Genomic DNA, 15,567 nt, shown 5'->3' on the forward strand with positions numbered 1-15,567 from the left:
TGTGCGGGTCCAGGTGCACCGGAACCTGCGGGTTATGCCCGGTTCGCATTGCTGCGGGCCGGCTTATTTTTTGATCCAGCCCAGTTTTTCCATAATGTACCGGGTCTCCTCCTGCGCCTCGCACCCGGGCAGGCGCGGCTGGATTACAATGGTCACGGCGTCCTTAAGGGCGATACCCGGCCTGCCTTTCCGGCCCTTGCACAGGATATAATCGCCATTGAAACGGCCAAGCGCCTTGACAAAGGCATTGACAATCTTCTCCCGGTTACGGAGATCGCTTTTTTTCAGTTTCATAAGGTGTTCAAAGAGCGAGAGATCGATGAGTGTCGAGGCCATCCACCCGATCTCGCAGGTGTACCCGAAGATCCACGCAATCCGGGAATTTTTGGTAGTTGAGATGAAATCCCCGATATTATTCCCGATGCTGCACGAGCCGATGACCACCCCTTCGATATTGGAGTAGTTTGCCGCGGTCCGCACGGCCTTGAACATCGCGGGGATCTTCATGCCGGTCTTTGCCTTGAGCCCGCCGATCCGTTTGCCGGTCCCGTGCGCGGCGACATAGAGGAACAGCCGATCCTCGCGGGTGTTGGTGAGGTCGTCGGAGAGCGCCCGCTTAAAGCCGTTCTTTTCATAGAAGTTCGTATAGTAGATATTGAAGTCGCCCCGGTAACTCTCAAGCCCTTCCAGAAACGAGAGTACCGAGGGGCGCTTGGGTTTCTGTTCGGGTGTCCACCACAATCCTTCAATTACCAGCAATGCGGTACTGCTCAACGCTATCTCCTCCACGGTTTGTCAGGATTTCCGGTGCTGTCCCGGCAACCTGCATCTTGTATGATTGCGGGGATATTGTCTTGAACATACTTCAAGCCTGCCATAAGTCCATTCCCGTAAACCCCTGCCACGCCGTTGTTCGTTAACGACAGGAGCAGCATTTTATTATCCAAAAAACGAGGCTTTATGGGAACACAACCGTGGGGGACAATCGCTATGGCAGAAGATAATTTGCCGCCGGATGCCGGTGCGTCACCGGATTCGTTGTGCAATCCTGCGGAAGAACCGCCAATCCGCCCGGGAGAATCAGGGAGTACCTGCACAGAACCCGATCCTTTCAGGCTGACCCTGGAGCAGGTCGTAGAGATGACCGGAGAGTTCGAGCATCTCAACGAGCTGGTGCTCCTCCGGCTGGAACGATCCGGCGGTTTTACCGGTACAGAGGCCTATTTTAAGACCGTACACCCGCTCCTCGATATGCTGGAGATCGAGATCCGGGTAAAATGCACCTGTGACACGACCGCCGGACAGATGAAGGGTATCGTCAGGGAATGGATCGATCGTGAAATTTCCGAACTAAAATAACGAATCAGGCCCGTAGTGTGCAAAAATTCCGATCCGGCAGAGTTTCACCTTTTCGCCGGATAGGAAAAAAGGCTTTTTTGGTTATATCAGGCCGGTTGCCCAGACCCACATGTTGTGGACACCGGTCGAGATTACAACCACCGGGTCGATATGGAGCAGCGGGAAGACGAAGATGAAGTACAGGACCGTCCCGAGCAGGCTCCCGAGGTTGGCAAGGGCTGCCACGAGTACCACCTTGAAGAGCGGGATGCGTGCCATCTCGCCGATCGATTCTGCTTCGTAGATCTTCCGGAAATCCGAGACCGGCGGTTTTCTTACCCGGGCTTCCACATATGCCGCTATCCAGCCTGCATGGAGCATGGGGTTTAACGCGGTCATCCATGAGACCCCGAAACAGGTCAGGGCCGAGTACGGGTGGCCTCCCGCGATCAACGTAACCGTTGCGGAAAGCACCCCGTGGATCAGGATCCAGAAGAGGAGGGCATAGAGGAGCACGGTCCAGCCGACACCAGAGAATGCTATTGCTGCAAACAGGAATGCAAAGAGCCCGGTGACCGCAAACCCGAAGACCTTCCCCCACGGGAACGATTTTGGCTCGCGGTTGAGGGTGTCGAACGGCGGGAGAGTTGTCGGGTTCTCCACATATCCGGTAATTCCCTGGCGGTGACCCGCGCCGACAACCGCAAGGATCCGGCTCTCGGGGCGCTGGACTTTTAAGAGAATGAGCTGGTGGGCGATAAAAGCGTCCCGCTCGTCGATTAAGGCCCGTGCGCCGTTAGGGGAGAACTTGCGGAACTCTTCCATAACCGCATCGATCACGTTCTGTTCCTTGAGGGACTCGATGTCGAGCTCTTCGCCTTTGCTCACCTCTGCAATGGAAAAGACGAGGGCAAAGACCATCTTGATCTTCTCGATGATGCCCATCGCTTTCCAGAACCGCAGGAGCGTAAGCCGGATGTCGCGGTCAACGAGGGCTATGGGGATGTTGCGGCTCTCGGCTTCGGCAATCGCCGCTTTCATCTCTGCGCCGGGTTCGACACCCACATCGATGCCGATCTTGCGCTGGAGATAGGAAAGGAGCCACTGGACAAGAAGCGAGTTGAAGTTCTTTACTTCAAGCACATCGTCGACGGTCGGGTCGCGGCCCTGTTTTTTTAACGCGGAAAACCGCCCGGGATCGAGTTCTATGGCAACGACATCGGGTTTGAACTCCTCGATTGCCGCTTTGACCTCATCGACACTCTTCTGGGAGACGTGCGCAGTACCGACGATCTTTAGCTCAGCCATCTGTCACCGTGTTTCATCAGTACTGGGTTCTTATCCTGTTTAATGGGTATGGTGGCCGGATACGGGGATCTTTCCTTAAAAAAAAAGGACCGGGCTGGCCGATTTTAGTTCTGTCCTTTCCCTGACTCTTCCGGTACAAGACCCGAAAATCCCGGCTCGCTGCACTGGTGGGTCCAGCCTTCGACCGGCAGCTCCTTTTTGAACCGGGGCCAGAACCGTGCGGCAAGGGCGGTGAGGATGAAGAGCCCGATGGTAACCAGGACGATTGCTCCCCCGGAGGCAATGTTGTACGAGAACGAGAGCTGGAGTCCCACGATAACCGAGACCACGGCAAAGGCAAGCGCGGCAAGGATGGTCTTTTTAAATGGCAGCCTGAGCTGGAGTGCGGCAATCGCGGGGATCACCATGAGGCTGGAGACGAGAAGCACTCCCACAAGCCGTGTCGCCACAACTACCGTGAGGCCGACAAGGACGGTAAAGAGAATCTCGAGGGCAGTGACCGGCATCCCGGCAACGCGGGCAAAATCCGGATCGAGCGTGATCCCGATCCACTCCTTCCAGAGCAGGACGAGGATTGCAAGGACAAGGATGCCCAGGCCCGCGGCAAGGTAGACATCGGTATCGGTGATCCCGAGGATCGTCCCGAACAGGTAGGAGAGCAGGTCGGCCGGGGCTGACTGCGCCATGCTGATGAGGACGACCCCGATGGCAAGCCCTGCGGAGAAGAGGACGGCAATTGCAGCATCCGATGCCACCCGGAGCCGTTCGAGGATATGGATCCCAAACGATCCGGCAATAACCGATGCGACCGCAGTATACAGGGGGTAAATCCCGGTCCAGAACCCGAGCGCGATGCCGCCGAAGGCAACGTGGCCGAGGCCGTCCGAGATGAGCGAGAGCCGGCGCAGTACGATAAAGACGCCGAGGCTCGCGCAGGTAACGGCAACGATAAGTCCTCCGATAAATGCCCTCATGCCGAATTTGAACATCAGGAATTCCAATACCATGATCTCACTCCTTCCCGGCCTGTACCATCAGGTCCCAGAGCCCCTGTGCACCCAGTGCCCGCGCCGGCCCGTCGTACAGGATCCGGTGGTGCAAAAAGACGATCCTTTCCATCATCTGCGAGAGCTCGGTGAGATCGTGGAGGATGACGAGGATCGTGATCCGGTGGGTCGAATGGAGGTGGGAAAGCAGGGCATAGAACTCCTGTTTGCTCTTTGCATCGACACCGTTTGTGGGTTCGTCAAGGGCAAGGATGTGGGGGTTTCCCACCAGGGCCCGGGCAATGAGTACCCGCTGCTGCTGGCCTCCTGAGAGATCGGAGAAAAGTTCCCCGGCGATTTTTGTGAGGCCGGCCTCCACGATTGCCTTTTCCACGGCGTTATGTTCTTTCTGGCCCGGCCAGGAAAAAATGCCGTTCTGGCCATAGGTTCCCATTTCAATGACCTCGCGAACCGTGACCGGGAACTGCTGCTGACGGAGCACTGGCTGCTGCGGGACATACCCGATGCACGGCCGGCAGGGCGATCTTCCCTGGCATTCCCCCATATGGCAGGAGAACCGCACGCTTCCTGTTGCCGGGGGAAGCAGGCCCACGAGGATCTTCAAAAGCGTGGTCTTGCCGGAGCCGTTTGGCCCGGCTATCCCGACGAACTCTTCCTGGCGGATATCGAGCGAGATATCCTCAAGGACGGGATCCGCACCGTATGAGAAACCGACCTTTTTTACGGTCAGGCACACCGGCCGGTCGTTTTGGGTAGCTACTTGCATTGAAGGGTCTGCCTCATCTGCTGGAGGTTGTTTTCCATTATGGCTACATAATCGTTGTCGTTATCGGAGAGCTGTCCCTGAGGCAGCACTTCCAGAGTGGTATAGGGGTAGAGGGGGAGGTTAAGTTCCGATGCAACGGACTGGCTCAGCGCCTCGACTTCATCGGTCTCGGCAATGACACCTTTTACGTTATCCGCCTTTGCCGTGCCAAGGATAGCTGCCATCTGCTGGACCGAGGGTTCGGCATCGGGGCTTAAGCCGGTGATGGAGAGGGCGGTCAGGTTATAGGCGGCTGCCTGGTAGTTGAGGAAGGCATGCGATGTGAGGAACGTCCGTGTCGTACAGTCCGAAAGCCCGGTCTTGTAATCGGAGTCCAGTTTTTTCAGGCGCTCCTCATAGGCTGCCGCATTTGCCCGGTACGCGGATGCGTTTGCCGGGTCTGCTGCCGAGAGTTTGTCTGCGATATCCTCCACGTAATATTTGGCGAGCTGCGGGGAGAGCCAGATGTGCGGATCCTGTTCCGGATCCGGGAATGACGGGTTATTGGCTTTCATCTGCGCAAACACCGAAGAGGGGACAGCATCGAAAAACGATGCCCGGACGATCCCCGGGTTTGCTGCCGTGGCAAGGCGGTCCGCCCACGGCTCCATAAAGGGCCCGTCGTAGAAGAGGATCTTTGCATTCTGGAGGGCGATTGCATCGTTTGGGGTTGGTTCGTATTCGTGGGGTTCGGCGCCCGCAGGAAGGATCTGGGTCACGACTGCATGGTCTCCGGCAACCGGTCTGACCAGGAGCGTGATGGGACGAAACGAGGTGACGACCTGAAGCCTGCCATCGTTGTTTCCGGATGCCGATGAGGATCCGGCGGGATGGCTGAGTGCAACATAAGCGATCGCGGCAATGACGATCACGACAAGAACCGCAATGGCAAAAATGGCAATGTTTCGTTTATTGTGCGTTTTTTCAGGAATTTGATCGGGAGATGGCTGCATTGTTTTTCCTCAGGTTTTCTCGGGAGGGATTTCTTTAATTAAATCCGCGATGCAGTATCGCAGGGGAATCCTATAAGGATTATTGAAAAGTTGGGCATACTCCAAAAACCGATTTTGCGATCTTCATAAAAACAGGTTTTTTCCCGGTATTCCTCTCTTAAAGAAAATACGGGATGCCAGGAAGATACCGCTCAATTATAAAAAACGATCAAACGGCCGGCTCCTGGTCAAGACACCCGTCGTCATGTGTTATCTCGCCGCATACGCCGATACCCGGGTGTCCCATGGCAGCGCAGATCCGGTCCACGGCTTCTTTTGACACATAACTTTCGAACCGTTTTGCCTCTTCGCATGCCTGTTCGTGGGAGAAACCGTAATGCGTGAGCATGAGGCTGAGGATCCGGTGCCTTTTTACCAGGTATCTTGCATACCGCTGGCCTTCCCCGGTCAGGCAGATGCCATGGTACGGCTCATGGGAGAGGAGCCCGGTCTTTGCGAGTTCCGCAACCGTTTTTGTGATCGTTGACGGATCAACGCCGAGCTCCCTGGCAAGATCCGTTGTCCTTACCCGGCCCCCTTTTTCCGCTATGTATTTGAGATACCTGACCTTCTGTGCCGATAGTTCCCGGCCGTCATTAATCTCCATGATCGTATTCTTGTCCTGATCGGAAAATAAGGTTTGGTATGATGCCAAATTTTTCCTTCTGCGTTTCCACCAACATTTCCCGGTCATAACCAACCCTGTTGGTATTACCGTCGAATGAATACAGATTGGCCTTTGAACAAAAGTAAGTTATATTTACTTTAAACAAGTAAATTTGTGTGACAAATCATGCATATTATGGAAGGATTCCTGCCATGGCAATGGTGCCTCGTATGGTGGATTATCGCCATCCCGTTCATTGTCATGGGTATACTCGAATTAAGGAAACTGCTAAAACAGGACCGGGAATATCTCCCACTGCTCGGGGTCTGCGGTGCGTTTATCTTTATTCTCTCTGCGCTCAAGCTGCCCTCGGTCACCGGCAGCTGTTCCCACCCGACCGGTACCGGTCTCTCGGTGATGTGTTTTAAGCCATATATCACTGCGGTGATAGGATTTGTCGTCCTGCTTTTCCAGGCGCTCCTCCTAGCGCATGGCGGCCTGTCAACCCTCGGGGCAAACATGGTCTCGATGGCGATTGGCGGCCCCATTGTCGGTTACCTGGTATACAAACTGCTTAAGAACACGTCGGTCAATATATTTGTCACGGTCTTCTGCGTTGCAGCCGTGGCGGATATTGTAACCTATGTCATCACCTCGTTCGAGCTGGCAGTCGCTTACCCGGCGGCAGTCGGAGGCATTGCAGCATCGTTTGCCGCGTTCTTTGCAATCTTTGCAATCACCCAGGTGCCGCTGTCCATTCTTGAAGGCCTTGTCCTTGCGCTGGTCTTCAAGTACATCCTCGAACTCAAACCGGAGCTCTTGGAGAAACTGGGTGTGTTTTCAAAGGAACAGGTAGAAAAGGCGCTCGGTACATCCGATGGAGCCCCGGAAAAGGTGTGAATTATGTTCGAACACAGGAAACTGGAGATACTCACGCTCATTGGCGTGATCGTATTCGTCGTCCTTTTCATGTACGTCAGCAGCCAGTCGGGACACGAGTTTTCCGGATCGGACGATGTCGGATCCGAGAAGATTGCAGAACTGACCGGTAAGCCGGTCGATTCGTTTACACCCTTGATCCCGCAGTACGAACCGCCAAGCGGCGAGATAGAATCCACCCTCTTTGCCCTCCAGGCAACCTTCGGGGGAGTTATTGTCGGGCTCGTGATCGGGTACTGGCTGGGCCAGAAAAAACGTCCGGAGCGTGCCTGAAACCCGATGTTTGAAACACTGCTGGACGATGCCGCACAGAACAATGCGTTCCGGCACATCCACCCGGGAACCAAGATCCTCCTCGGACTTGGTTCCCTTTGTATTTGTCTGGTATCTCCGACACCGGTTGTCCCGGTGCTGTCGGGTCTCATACTCAGTATTGTCCTTTTACTCCCTGCCCGCATCCCTGCGAGAATTTATGGAGAGCTTCTCCTTGCACCGGTCGTATTTTCCGTTTTCAGCATCGTTGTCCTGTTATTCATGCTCGGCGGCGGGGACGTGGTATGGGAGTTTTCACCGGTGTCGTGGATACACTTGACGATAACAACGAATGCAGTACACCAGTCCGTACTGATCCTTTCCCGGGTCTTCGGGTGCATGGTATCCCTGTTCTTTATCGCACTGACAACTCCCTTGACTGATCTCTTCAACATGATGAAACGCTGCCGGGTCCCGGTCGAACTCATCGACTTAATGATGATCATGTACCGGTATATCTTCATCTTCTATGATCAGGCAAAGGAGATCTGGCAGGCGCAGGTGATGCGGCTGGGATACCAGCGGCCAAAGGAATCTATCCATTCGTTTTCCATGCTCTGCGGGATGCTCTTTATCTCCAGCTGGATTGTGGGGGAGGATCTGGTCCGCGCGATGGACTGCCGGTGTTATAACGGGATCATGCCCTCGCTTGACCCGATGGAGCCGGTACGGATGCAGTCTTTTATTCCGGTTGTCCTGTACCTTTCCGGGCTGGGCGGGATTATGGTGGCAATACTAACAGGGATCGTGGTTTTTTCATGAAGATCATACTGGAAGCACGGGATGTGAGTTACCATTACCCGGGAGACCGCGAGGCCATCAAGGGCATCAGTTTCCATGTAAAAAAAGGCGAAAAAGTAGCCCTCGTTGGCCCGAACGGCGCCGGGAAATCCACGCTGCTGCAGATGTTTAACGGAATGATCCGGCCGGGGAAAGGTACGATCCTCTTCGACACCGAGCCGATCCGGTACGATGCATCCTCCCTGCGCCAGCTCAGGAAACGGGTGGGCTATGTGATGCAGAACGCAGACCGCCAGATCATCGCCCCTACCGTTTACCAGGATGTTGCGTTCGGGCCGGCAAACCTCGGGTACGATGAAAATGCCATCCGCGAAGCAGTTGCACTGGCACTTCGCCAGGTCGGCATGGCCGGGTTCGAACGGCGCCCGCCCCATCATCTCTCGGGCGGCGAAAAGAAGAAGGTGGCCATTGCAGGTGTTCTCGCAATGGACCCGGATATTCTCGTATTCGACGAACCGACAAGCGGGCTGGACCCTTCTGGTTCTGAAGAGCTCATGGAGCTGCTCGACGAGCTCAACCATGAGGGGAAGACCATCTTTATCTCGACCCACGATGTCGAGCTTGCGTACCCGTGGGCGGATCGGGTTATCCTCCTTCTTGACGGGAAGATCCTTGAAGAGAATGTCCCGGCCGTAGCATTCGGGGATCCCGAGCTTGTCCTCAAGGCCCACCTGTCTGTGCCGATCCTTCTCGAACTGTCGCAGGAACTCGGGCGCCGCGGGTTTGCCCAGCCGGAACAAAAGCCCCGCAGCGTTCTGGACATGATCCATGTTATCGAGAACCTGCTCCACGGGACCTGTTGTCACGCAACTCCGGGAGCGATTCATGTGTATAATATGGATACCGGGGATATTGCATCCGTTTTGGCATTGATTAGAGACCGGCCCGACCTCTGTGTCGGGGCGATGGGTACCCGGGCAAAGATGTGCGCAGCAAAAGAGAGCATCTCCCTGTCTTTCACCTACGGGGTGATCGACAAATGCATCCTCCGTTCCCTGCGGGGGCAGGACTCTTTGATCCTGACAACGAATGCCATGGTAGGCCGCGTGGGAACCCGGGTGGACGCGTACTGCACAGAGAGCGGAACAATAATCCGTGTCATTCCCGTTGCAACGGGGGGCGGGACCGGCTCTCCGGCATAGAGCCGGCCGTTGCCGTTCCCTGTAGTTTGCGTAGATCCGTAAGGATGGTCAGATACTATTCCGTCTGAAGAGACTTCTTTTTATAAATAAATGTTTTAAACTTATTTAAAAATAAATGGGTTCATACCCGGTTTTCGGTTTTACATAAAATACGTGCAAATCACGGATATTTTTCCATAAATCCCAAGAATTTTGGGTATTTTTTGGAACAAACATTTTATACTATCCTTGAAAGTATCAACTATGCAACCATCAGGGACGGTCCGGGCGGGAGCCAGAAATCTCCCGGCACATAGGGGGTATGGTGAACTGACCCTGTTGCAGGTCCTCATCTTTACCTGCGTCCTTGCATTCCTCTTCCTGCTGGATATCACCACAACAGAGGCCATCCTTGGTATGGGTGGGGTTGAACTCAATCCACTTATGGCGGGTGTGGTTACCGTTCCGCTCCTTCATGCAATAATAAAATGCGGGATTTTACTGCTGGTGATTCCCATAGCGCTGATAGCAGAATCGAAAGTCCGGGGATCCGGCGTGGCACTCTATGCAATCCTGATCGTTATGTATGCCGCGGTCACGCTCAACAATGTCACCGTACTGCTTCCTCATATTATGAGGGCGTTTACCGGATAATCGCATAATAGTCTTTTTTTAGCAGGAATATTGTGCCATGGAAACCGGGAACCGGAGTCCTGGCGGTCGTGAGGGTAATGACAAACTCCCTGCCACAAAGTGGCGGACTTCGGGTTAACCGTGCAGGAAAGAAAAAAGAGAATGATCAGGCTTTCTTTTCAGCCAGCTCGACCTCGATACCACCGATTTTGCTGGCAAAGATGTTGTACAGGAATGCCATGATGGCCCCGCAGATGAATGCCATGATCCCAAAGATGATCGGGAAGACGATGATTGAAAGCAGGCCAAGGGTTGTCGCGCCCGGCATATTATAGGCTGCGCCGATGGCAGAACCGAGAATGGCAAACAGTATGCCGTAGACAAGACCGAAGATGATCCCAAACAATGCATGGATCTTTGCCCATGACATGATTTCAATGTTCTTGATTTCCATCATGTAACTTACACCTTGTGAACTGGTGGGCGGGTATGGGTAAAAAGTCTTTTGAAGTTTCATCAGAACAATTTTGGAGGATAGGGGATACCGGGGCATGACAATCGCCAAAACCTGTTACGTATTTATTCCCATTTTTTCAATATATACTATCAAAAGCAGGTAAAAGCCCGTGATCTCATGGCAGGGAAAACAACAACTCTTCGACAGGAAACAGCATCGGTCTTACCACAGGAATATGCATTCGCCCAAAGGATGCAGAAGACACCCAAGTCATTTATCCGTGAGATCCTAAAAGTAACGGAAAATCCCGATATTATCTCATTTGCCGGGGGACTGCCCAACCCCGAACTGATCGATGTCGACGGTATTGCCCGGGCGGCAAAAGAGGTGTTTGAAAAAGACGGCCGCGTGGCGCTCCAGTACTCGACAACCGAAGGCTACCTGCCCCTGCGCCGGTTTATTGCAGATCGGTACAAAAAACGCCTCGGAATGGATATCTCTCCCGACGAGATCCTGATCACGAACGGATCCCAGCAGTGTCTCGATCTTATCGGGAAGATTCTCATCAATCCCGGTGACCGGGTTGCCATAGAGCGTCCCGGATACCTTGGTGCCATTCAGGTCTTCTCCCTGTACGAGCCGGTCTTTGTCCCGATCGATCTCAAGGAAGACGGCCCGGATCCGGAGGCATTTAAGGCTGCAATCTGTCAGGAGTCTCCCAGATTATTCTATTGCATTCCCAACTCACAGAACCCCTCGGGGATCACCTACTCCATAAAACAACGGCAGGCATGTGCAGAGATCTTAAAAGAACGCCGGACCTTGGTTGTTGAAGACGATGCCTATGGGGAACTCCAGTTCTCGGGAACGGCAAACCCCCCGTTCAAAAAACTGCTGCCGGATCAGACGATCCTCACCGGCTCGTTCTCCAAAATCTTCTCTCCCGGGATGCGTATGGGCTGGGTCTGTGCCCCAAAAAAGATCATGGAGCAGCTGGTGATCGCCAAGCAGGCATCGGATCTCCATTCGAATTATCTTTCGCAGCGGATAGCCTCGCAGTATCTGGAGAATAACGATATCGATGCGCATATCCGAAAGATCCGGGATGCGTACAGCAGCCAGCGTGACTGTATGGTCGATGCACTAAAGGAAGAGATGCCCGCGGGCATTACGTGGACTTGTCCGGAAGGCGGGATGTTTGTCTGGGTCACGCTCCCTGCCGGGTTATCAGCCATGGATGTTTTTTCTGCCGCATTAAAGGAACAGGTTGCCGTACTCCCGGGCATCCCGTTCTATGTCGATGGAGGCGGGACCGATACGCTCCGGCTTAACTTTTCCAATTCGAATCCGGAGCGCATCCGTGAAGGAGTCCGGCGGCTTGGAAAGGTGATCCGGTCGTTCCGGTAATCTTTCCGGATCTCACTGCCGTTCTTTGAGCCGCGCAGTACATCCCTGTGCGGCGCAATAACCGGTAGAAAACGCTGCCTGGAGGTTGTATCCCCCGGTATCGCCATCGATATCGAGTACTTCACCGGCAAAGAACAGTCCCGGGACGATGCGCGATTCCATGGTCTTTGAGTGTACCTCTTTGAGGGCAACCCCGCCCCGTGTCACCATGGCAACAGAGAAGTTCCCGAGCGCTTTCACGGTGAGCGGGCACCCTGCCAGCAGGTCTGACAATTTTTTCCGCAATGCTGCAGGGAGATGTGCACCTGTACAGTCCATGGGAACACCGGCAAGATGGACCAGGGATTCTGCAAGGCGCTCGGGGACTCCTGTATGAGTGACAAGGGTTTTTACCAGCCGTGTCGGGTTCGTCTGCACCAGATCGAGGAATGTTCTTTCGACCGTTTCCCGCTGTGCCTTCCCGGCAAATGCGAGCCGGATCACGTCCCCCGCCCGGATATCCCGGGAACAGTCAAGGATTCCGGGTCCCGAGAGGCCGGCATGCGTCAGCAGTACGTCGCCATTTCGATCGAAGATCTTGCGTGAATCCCGCCAGACAGAAAATGGCAGGCCGGGAAATGAAATCCCGGCAAGGGATGAAAACGGGTAATCGTCGATGATCAGCGGGGTTAATGCCGGCCCGGGTTCGGTTATCGTGTGGCCGAGTGCGCCGGCGAACCGGTACCCGTCCCCGGTTGATCCCGTTTTCGGGTACGACATGCCCCCGGTGGCGATAACCAGCATCTTTGCGGAGTAATCCCTGTCATTTGCAGAGATGGAAAAACTGTGGGCAGCCCTCTGTATTCCGGTTATCGGTTCACCGCATTTCAGATCGACACCCCTTGTACGGCACTCTTCGGTAAGAATTCGTAAGATGGCAGGAGCGCTGCGGTTTGCCGGGAATACTTTCCCCCCGTCGGTCACTTCCATGGCGATCCCCCGATCCCCGAAAAACCGTATAAGATCCTCGTTTGTGTGTCCCAGAAGGGCCGGCCTGAGGAACTTCCCGTTTGCGCCATACCGTAAAAAAAAGTCACGGATATCGCCGCTGTGGGTGATATTGCACTGGCCCGTGCCCGAGATACAGAGTTTCTCCCCGGGTTCCGGGTTTTTTTCGAATATGATAACCGTTGCCCCGGATGCCGCAGCGTGGATGGCACAGAAGAGACCGGCCGGGCCAGCCCCGGTTATTGCGATATCATACGCTGGTGTGTGCGCCTGCATGCCCTGCTCCCGGACTGCCGGCTACATCATGAAGATAGTCGACAGAGAGTAGTTCCGGTCTACTTTGCACGATAAAGGTAAATATCCGGTATATCCCGCCCTGTCGGTTAACGGCATCTGGTCCGGAACCATTCTGCGTAATGATGGCGCAGTTCTTCGGATTCCTCCGGGGAAAAATCCTTCTTTTTATGCGCAAAGAGGTGTTTTTCCATCTGTTTTATGATATGCTCCGCATCCCGGTAATCTTCTACCTCCAGATATGCCGGGACTTTTGCTACTTCGTAGGCATGTCCGCATACCGGGCAGAGTTTCCATTTCTGAAAACGGTCTACATACGTAAACGTTCTGCACCCCGGGCACCGGAGGATGTGGTACATAAACAAGTGGTGATGCGTGTATCCATTATAAAAATATATGTATGTATCGTGAAATCCGGGATTTCCCCCGGTAAATACAGGGATCGCCAAACGAAATCCCTATATCGGGCGATTGCCTCATAGAACCGGTACTATGGAAAATATTATTGTTACCGGCATACGGGGCCTGCCGCTTATAAAAAAGGGAGACGACATTGCTGCGATGATCTGCGATAAGGTAAGTGTTGAAGACGGCGATATCCTCTCCCTTGCATCAACGGTATATTCTAAAGCGCAGGGGCACACCCGGGCCCTTTCTGAGATCAAACCCGCGGAACGAGCGATACGGCTCGGGAAACTCAATGGGGAAGATCCCCGGTTTGTCCAGGCCGTGCTCGATGCATCAAAGGAGATTATTCTGGAGCACCCGTTTATCATGTCCGAACTTCCCTGGGGCCATATCGGGGTCCGGGCCGGTGTTGACCAGAGCAATATCGATGACGGCATGGTTATCTTCCTTCCTCCGGACCCCATGAAGGCGGCAGAAGAGGTGCGGAACAGGATAGAGAAGATCACCGGGAAAAAGATCGGCGTAATTATTACTGACACCTGCGGGAGGTCGTTTAGGCGCGGGCAGACCGGCCACGCCATTGGGTGGAGCGGATTTACTGCGATCAGGGACTTCAGAGGGGATACCGATCTCTTCGGTCATGAACTCAAGATCACTGAAGAAGCGGTGGTTGACGAGCTTGCCGGGTTTGCAAATTTTGTGATGGGCGAGAGTAACAATGGCGTCCCGGCAGTGCTTTTCAGGAACTGCCCGGTATGGACCGGTCATAATAACCTGTACTTCTCACCTGCCGAAGATATCACCCGGCGTCTGCTCAAAGAGCAGCACCCGAAGTAGATAAAAAAAAAGATGTTGATTTATCTTACGCATGAACAGAATAGAGAATGTTGAAGACGAGGGTAATGATGCCGATGATTGCGGCAATTGCCATGACCGTGATGGGGCTGATATGAACTGCACGCCGGTCTTCGCTCTCGTAATAGTTGACGAGACCCGCTGAGGAAAGTAATCTTCCACCTTGTTTCTTTGCCATGCAAATATATTTCATTTTTCGATATATAAAGGAGAGTCACAACCGGTCATGAAAGCCCCGCTGATTATATCAGGACATGCCCTGCTGGGCGAGGATCTCGAAGCGCAGCCGGTCGATATCGTGATCGAACAGGGCCGGATAACGGCAATCGAGGATAATCCCCGCGCCCCCAATATCTGGATATGCCCCGCGTTTTTCAATGCCCATACCCATCTTGCGGATACCCTAGCCATGGACTGCGGGAGCACGGGGGATCTTGCAAGCCTTGTGACTCCCCCGAACGGCCTCAAGCACCGGCTTCTGGCGCAGGCATCTCATCAGGATCTTATCCGTGCCATGCGCAGATCCATGGAGGGTATGATACATGCAGGCACTGCAGGCTGTGCGGATTTCCGCGAGGGGGGAGAGCCGGGTGTCAGGGCACTTAATGAGGCCTCGGAAGGGCTGAAGTTTGACCCGGTGATCCTTGGCCGTGATGGGGGAGATGCGGTTGCCAATGGCTTGGGCATCAGCAGTACCCGGGATATTCCGAATGTGGAAGAGCAGGTTGCTGCGGCAAAACGTGCAGGACGGCTCGTTGCATTCCATGCCGGGGAACAGGACAGCGAGGATGTGGATGCCGCCCTTGCATTCGATCCCGACCTGATCGTCCACATGACCCATGCAACCACAAAACAGATCCGGGAATGTGCCGACCGGCAGATTCCCATTGCGGTCTGCCCCCGTTCTAACTGGATCCTTGGCGTCACAGCATCTTCCCGCCAGCCCCCGGTTTCCCGAATGCTCCGGCTCGGGTGCAGGGTGCTGCTTGGTACGGACAACGTGATGTTCGTTCCCCCGGATCTGTTCTCTGAAATGGCCTTTACCGCGACCGTGTACCGTCTCGATCCCCTCACCGTGCTCCGGTCTGCCATTGCGGGCTCAGCATTCACCGGGAATAGTTTTTTCATCCGTAAAGGTGGGCGCGCAACCCTTTTTACGCTCGATCCATCGCAATCTGCGCTTGATTTCAGCCGCGATCCGGTAGCGTCCATTGTAAAACGGGCGCCGGTCGGCCAAATCAGGAACAACGTTTTTAATTTGTAAATTCAATAAAATTGGCATGTTTGTTTTGGGTG

The 15,567-nt window shown here is 54.3% G+C and carries 18 protein-coding genes; 9 read left to right on the plus strand and 9 right to left on the minus strand.

Annotation, left to right across the window (positions count from 1 at the left end; all coding sequences use genetic code 11):
* Positions 1–63 precede the first annotated feature (63 nt).
* The gene (locus BP758_RS01055) at positions 64–774 is read right to left on the minus strand and encodes a hypothetical protein (protein ID WP_292367853.1); all 711 of its coding nucleotides are present in this window, start codon (positions 772–774) and stop codon (positions 64–66) included.
* A 216-nt stretch (positions 775–990) separates the two neighbouring features.
* On the opposite strand from BP758_RS01055, the gene BP758_RS01060 reads away from it, so the two are divergent.
* Positions 991–1,359 carry a hypothetical protein gene (locus BP758_RS01060; protein ID WP_292367855.1) on the plus strand — a complete coding sequence of 123 codons (369 nt, stop codon included), beginning with the start codon at positions 991–993 and terminating at the stop codon, positions 1,357–1,359.
* 81 nt (positions 1,360–1,440) lie between these two features.
* Here BP758_RS01060 and BP758_RS01065 read toward each other — a convergent pair whose 3' ends face one another.
* The 5 genes from BP758_RS01065 to BP758_RS01085 form a co-directional block, all read right to left on the minus strand.
* Entirely contained in the window at positions 1,441–2,646 is a 1,206-nt protein-coding gene (locus BP758_RS01065; protein ID WP_292367857.1) for a TraB/GumN family protein, read from the minus strand.
* A gap of 104 nt (positions 2,647–2,750) precedes the next feature.
* The gene (locus tag BP758_RS01070) at positions 2,751–3,653 is read right to left on the minus strand and encodes a metal ABC transporter permease (protein ID WP_292367859.1); all 903 of its coding nucleotides are present in this window, start codon (positions 3,651–3,653) and stop codon (positions 2,751–2,753) included.
* Between the two features lie 4 nt (positions 3,654–3,657).
* Positions 3,658–4,419 carry a metal ABC transporter ATP-binding protein gene (locus BP758_RS01075; protein ID WP_292367861.1) on the minus strand — a complete coding sequence of 254 codons (762 nt, stop codon included), beginning with the start codon at positions 4,417–4,419 and terminating at the stop codon, positions 3,658–3,660.
* Positions 4,410–5,411 (minus strand): metal ABC transporter solute-binding protein, Zn/Mn family, encoded by a 1,002-nt coding sequence (locus tag BP758_RS01080; protein ID WP_292367863.1) that lies wholly within the window; start codon positions 5,409–5,411, stop codon positions 4,410–4,412. Before BP758_RS01080 ends, BP758_RS01075 begins: the two co-directional genes overlap by 10 nt.
* 208 nt (positions 5,412–5,619) lie before the next feature.
* Positions 5,620–6,105 carry a metal-dependent transcriptional regulator gene (locus tag BP758_RS01085; protein ID WP_292367865.1) on the minus strand — a complete coding sequence of 162 codons (486 nt, stop codon included), beginning with the start codon at positions 6,103–6,105 and terminating at the stop codon, positions 5,620–5,622.
* A gap of 138 nt (positions 6,106–6,243) precedes the next feature.
* On the opposite strand from BP758_RS01085, the gene BP758_RS01090 reads away from it, so the two are divergent.
* The 5 genes from BP758_RS01090 (at position 6,244) to BP758_RS01110 (ending at position 9,884) form a co-directional block, all read left to right on the plus strand.
* Positions 6,244–6,957: an energy-coupling factor ABC transporter permease gene (locus BP758_RS01090; RefSeq protein WP_292367867.1), complete on the plus strand. Its 714-nt coding sequence runs from the start codon at positions 6,244–6,246 to the stop codon at positions 6,955–6,957.
* Between the two features lie 3 nt (positions 6,958–6,960).
* Positions 6,961–7,269 (plus strand): energy-coupling factor ABC transporter substrate-binding protein, encoded by a 309-nt coding sequence (locus BP758_RS01095; protein ID WP_292367869.1) that lies wholly within the window; start codon positions 6,961–6,963, stop codon positions 7,267–7,269.
* Positions 7,270–7,275: 6 nt separating this feature from the next.
* Positions 7,276–8,070, plus strand: coding sequence for a cobalt ECF transporter T component CbiQ (gene cbiQ, locus BP758_RS01100; RefSeq protein WP_292367871.1), 795 nt, complete (start codon positions 7,276–7,278; stop codon positions 8,068–8,070).
* Complete coding sequence (locus tag BP758_RS01105; protein ID WP_292367873.1) at positions 8,067–9,251, plus strand: energy-coupling factor ABC transporter ATP-binding protein; 1,185 nt, start codon at positions 8,067–8,069, stop codon at positions 9,249–9,251. Before cbiQ ends, BP758_RS01105 begins: the two co-directional genes overlap by 4 nt.
* A gap of 243 nt (positions 9,252–9,494) precedes the next feature.
* On the plus strand, positions 9,495–9,884 hold the full coding sequence (locus BP758_RS01110; RefSeq protein WP_292367875.1) for a DUF5658 family protein: 390 nt from the start codon (positions 9,495–9,497) through the stop codon (positions 9,882–9,884).
* A gap of 145 nt (positions 9,885–10,029) precedes the next feature.
* Here BP758_RS01110 and BP758_RS01115 read toward each other — a convergent pair whose 3' ends face one another.
* On the minus strand, positions 10,030–10,320 hold the full coding sequence (locus tag BP758_RS01115) for a DUF3566 domain-containing protein (protein ID WP_292367877.1): 291 nt from the start codon (positions 10,318–10,320) through the stop codon (positions 10,030–10,032).
* 252 nt (positions 10,321–10,572) lie between these two features.
* Here BP758_RS01115 and BP758_RS01120 point away from each other — a divergent pair, with 252 nt between their 5' ends.
* A complete protein-coding gene (locus BP758_RS01120; protein WP_292367879.1) occupies positions 10,573–11,727 on the plus strand; it encodes a PLP-dependent aminotransferase family protein in 1,155 nt (384 codons plus the stop codon).
* A gap of 12 nt (positions 11,728–11,739) precedes the next feature.
* Here the strand turns inward: BP758_RS01120 and BP758_RS01125 are convergent, their stop codons facing one another.
* Positions 11,740–12,990, minus strand: coding sequence for an NAD(P)/FAD-dependent oxidoreductase (locus BP758_RS01125; protein ID WP_292367880.1), 1,251 nt, complete (start codon positions 12,988–12,990; stop codon positions 11,740–11,742).
* Between the two features lie 510 nt (positions 12,991–13,500).
* Between BP758_RS01125 and BP758_RS01135 the strand changes: the two genes are divergently transcribed.
* The gene (locus BP758_RS01135; protein WP_292367883.1) at positions 13,501–14,253 is read left to right on the plus strand and encodes a coenzyme F420-0:L-glutamate ligase; all 753 of its coding nucleotides are present in this window, start codon (positions 13,501–13,503) and stop codon (positions 14,251–14,253) included.
* Between the two features lie 25 nt (positions 14,254–14,278).
* On the opposite strand, the gene BP758_RS01140 is transcribed toward BP758_RS01135, so the two are convergent.
* Entirely contained in the window at positions 14,279–14,449 is a 171-nt protein-coding gene (locus BP758_RS01140) for a preprotein translocase subunit Sec61beta (RefSeq protein ID WP_292367885.1), read from the minus strand.
* A 48-nt stretch (positions 14,450–14,497) separates the two neighbouring features.
* On the opposite strand from BP758_RS01140, the gene BP758_RS01145 reads away from it, so the two are divergent.
* Complete coding sequence (locus tag BP758_RS01145) at positions 14,498–15,535, plus strand: amidohydrolase family protein (RefSeq protein WP_292367888.1); 1,038 nt, start codon at positions 14,498–14,500, stop codon at positions 15,533–15,535.
* Positions 15,536–15,567 lie beyond the last annotated feature (32 nt).

Origin of the sequence: Methanoregula sp. UBA64 (assembly GCF_002502735.1) — an archaeon.
Lineage (GTDB): Archaea > Halobacteriota > Methanomicrobia > Methanomicrobiales > Methanospirillaceae > Methanoregula.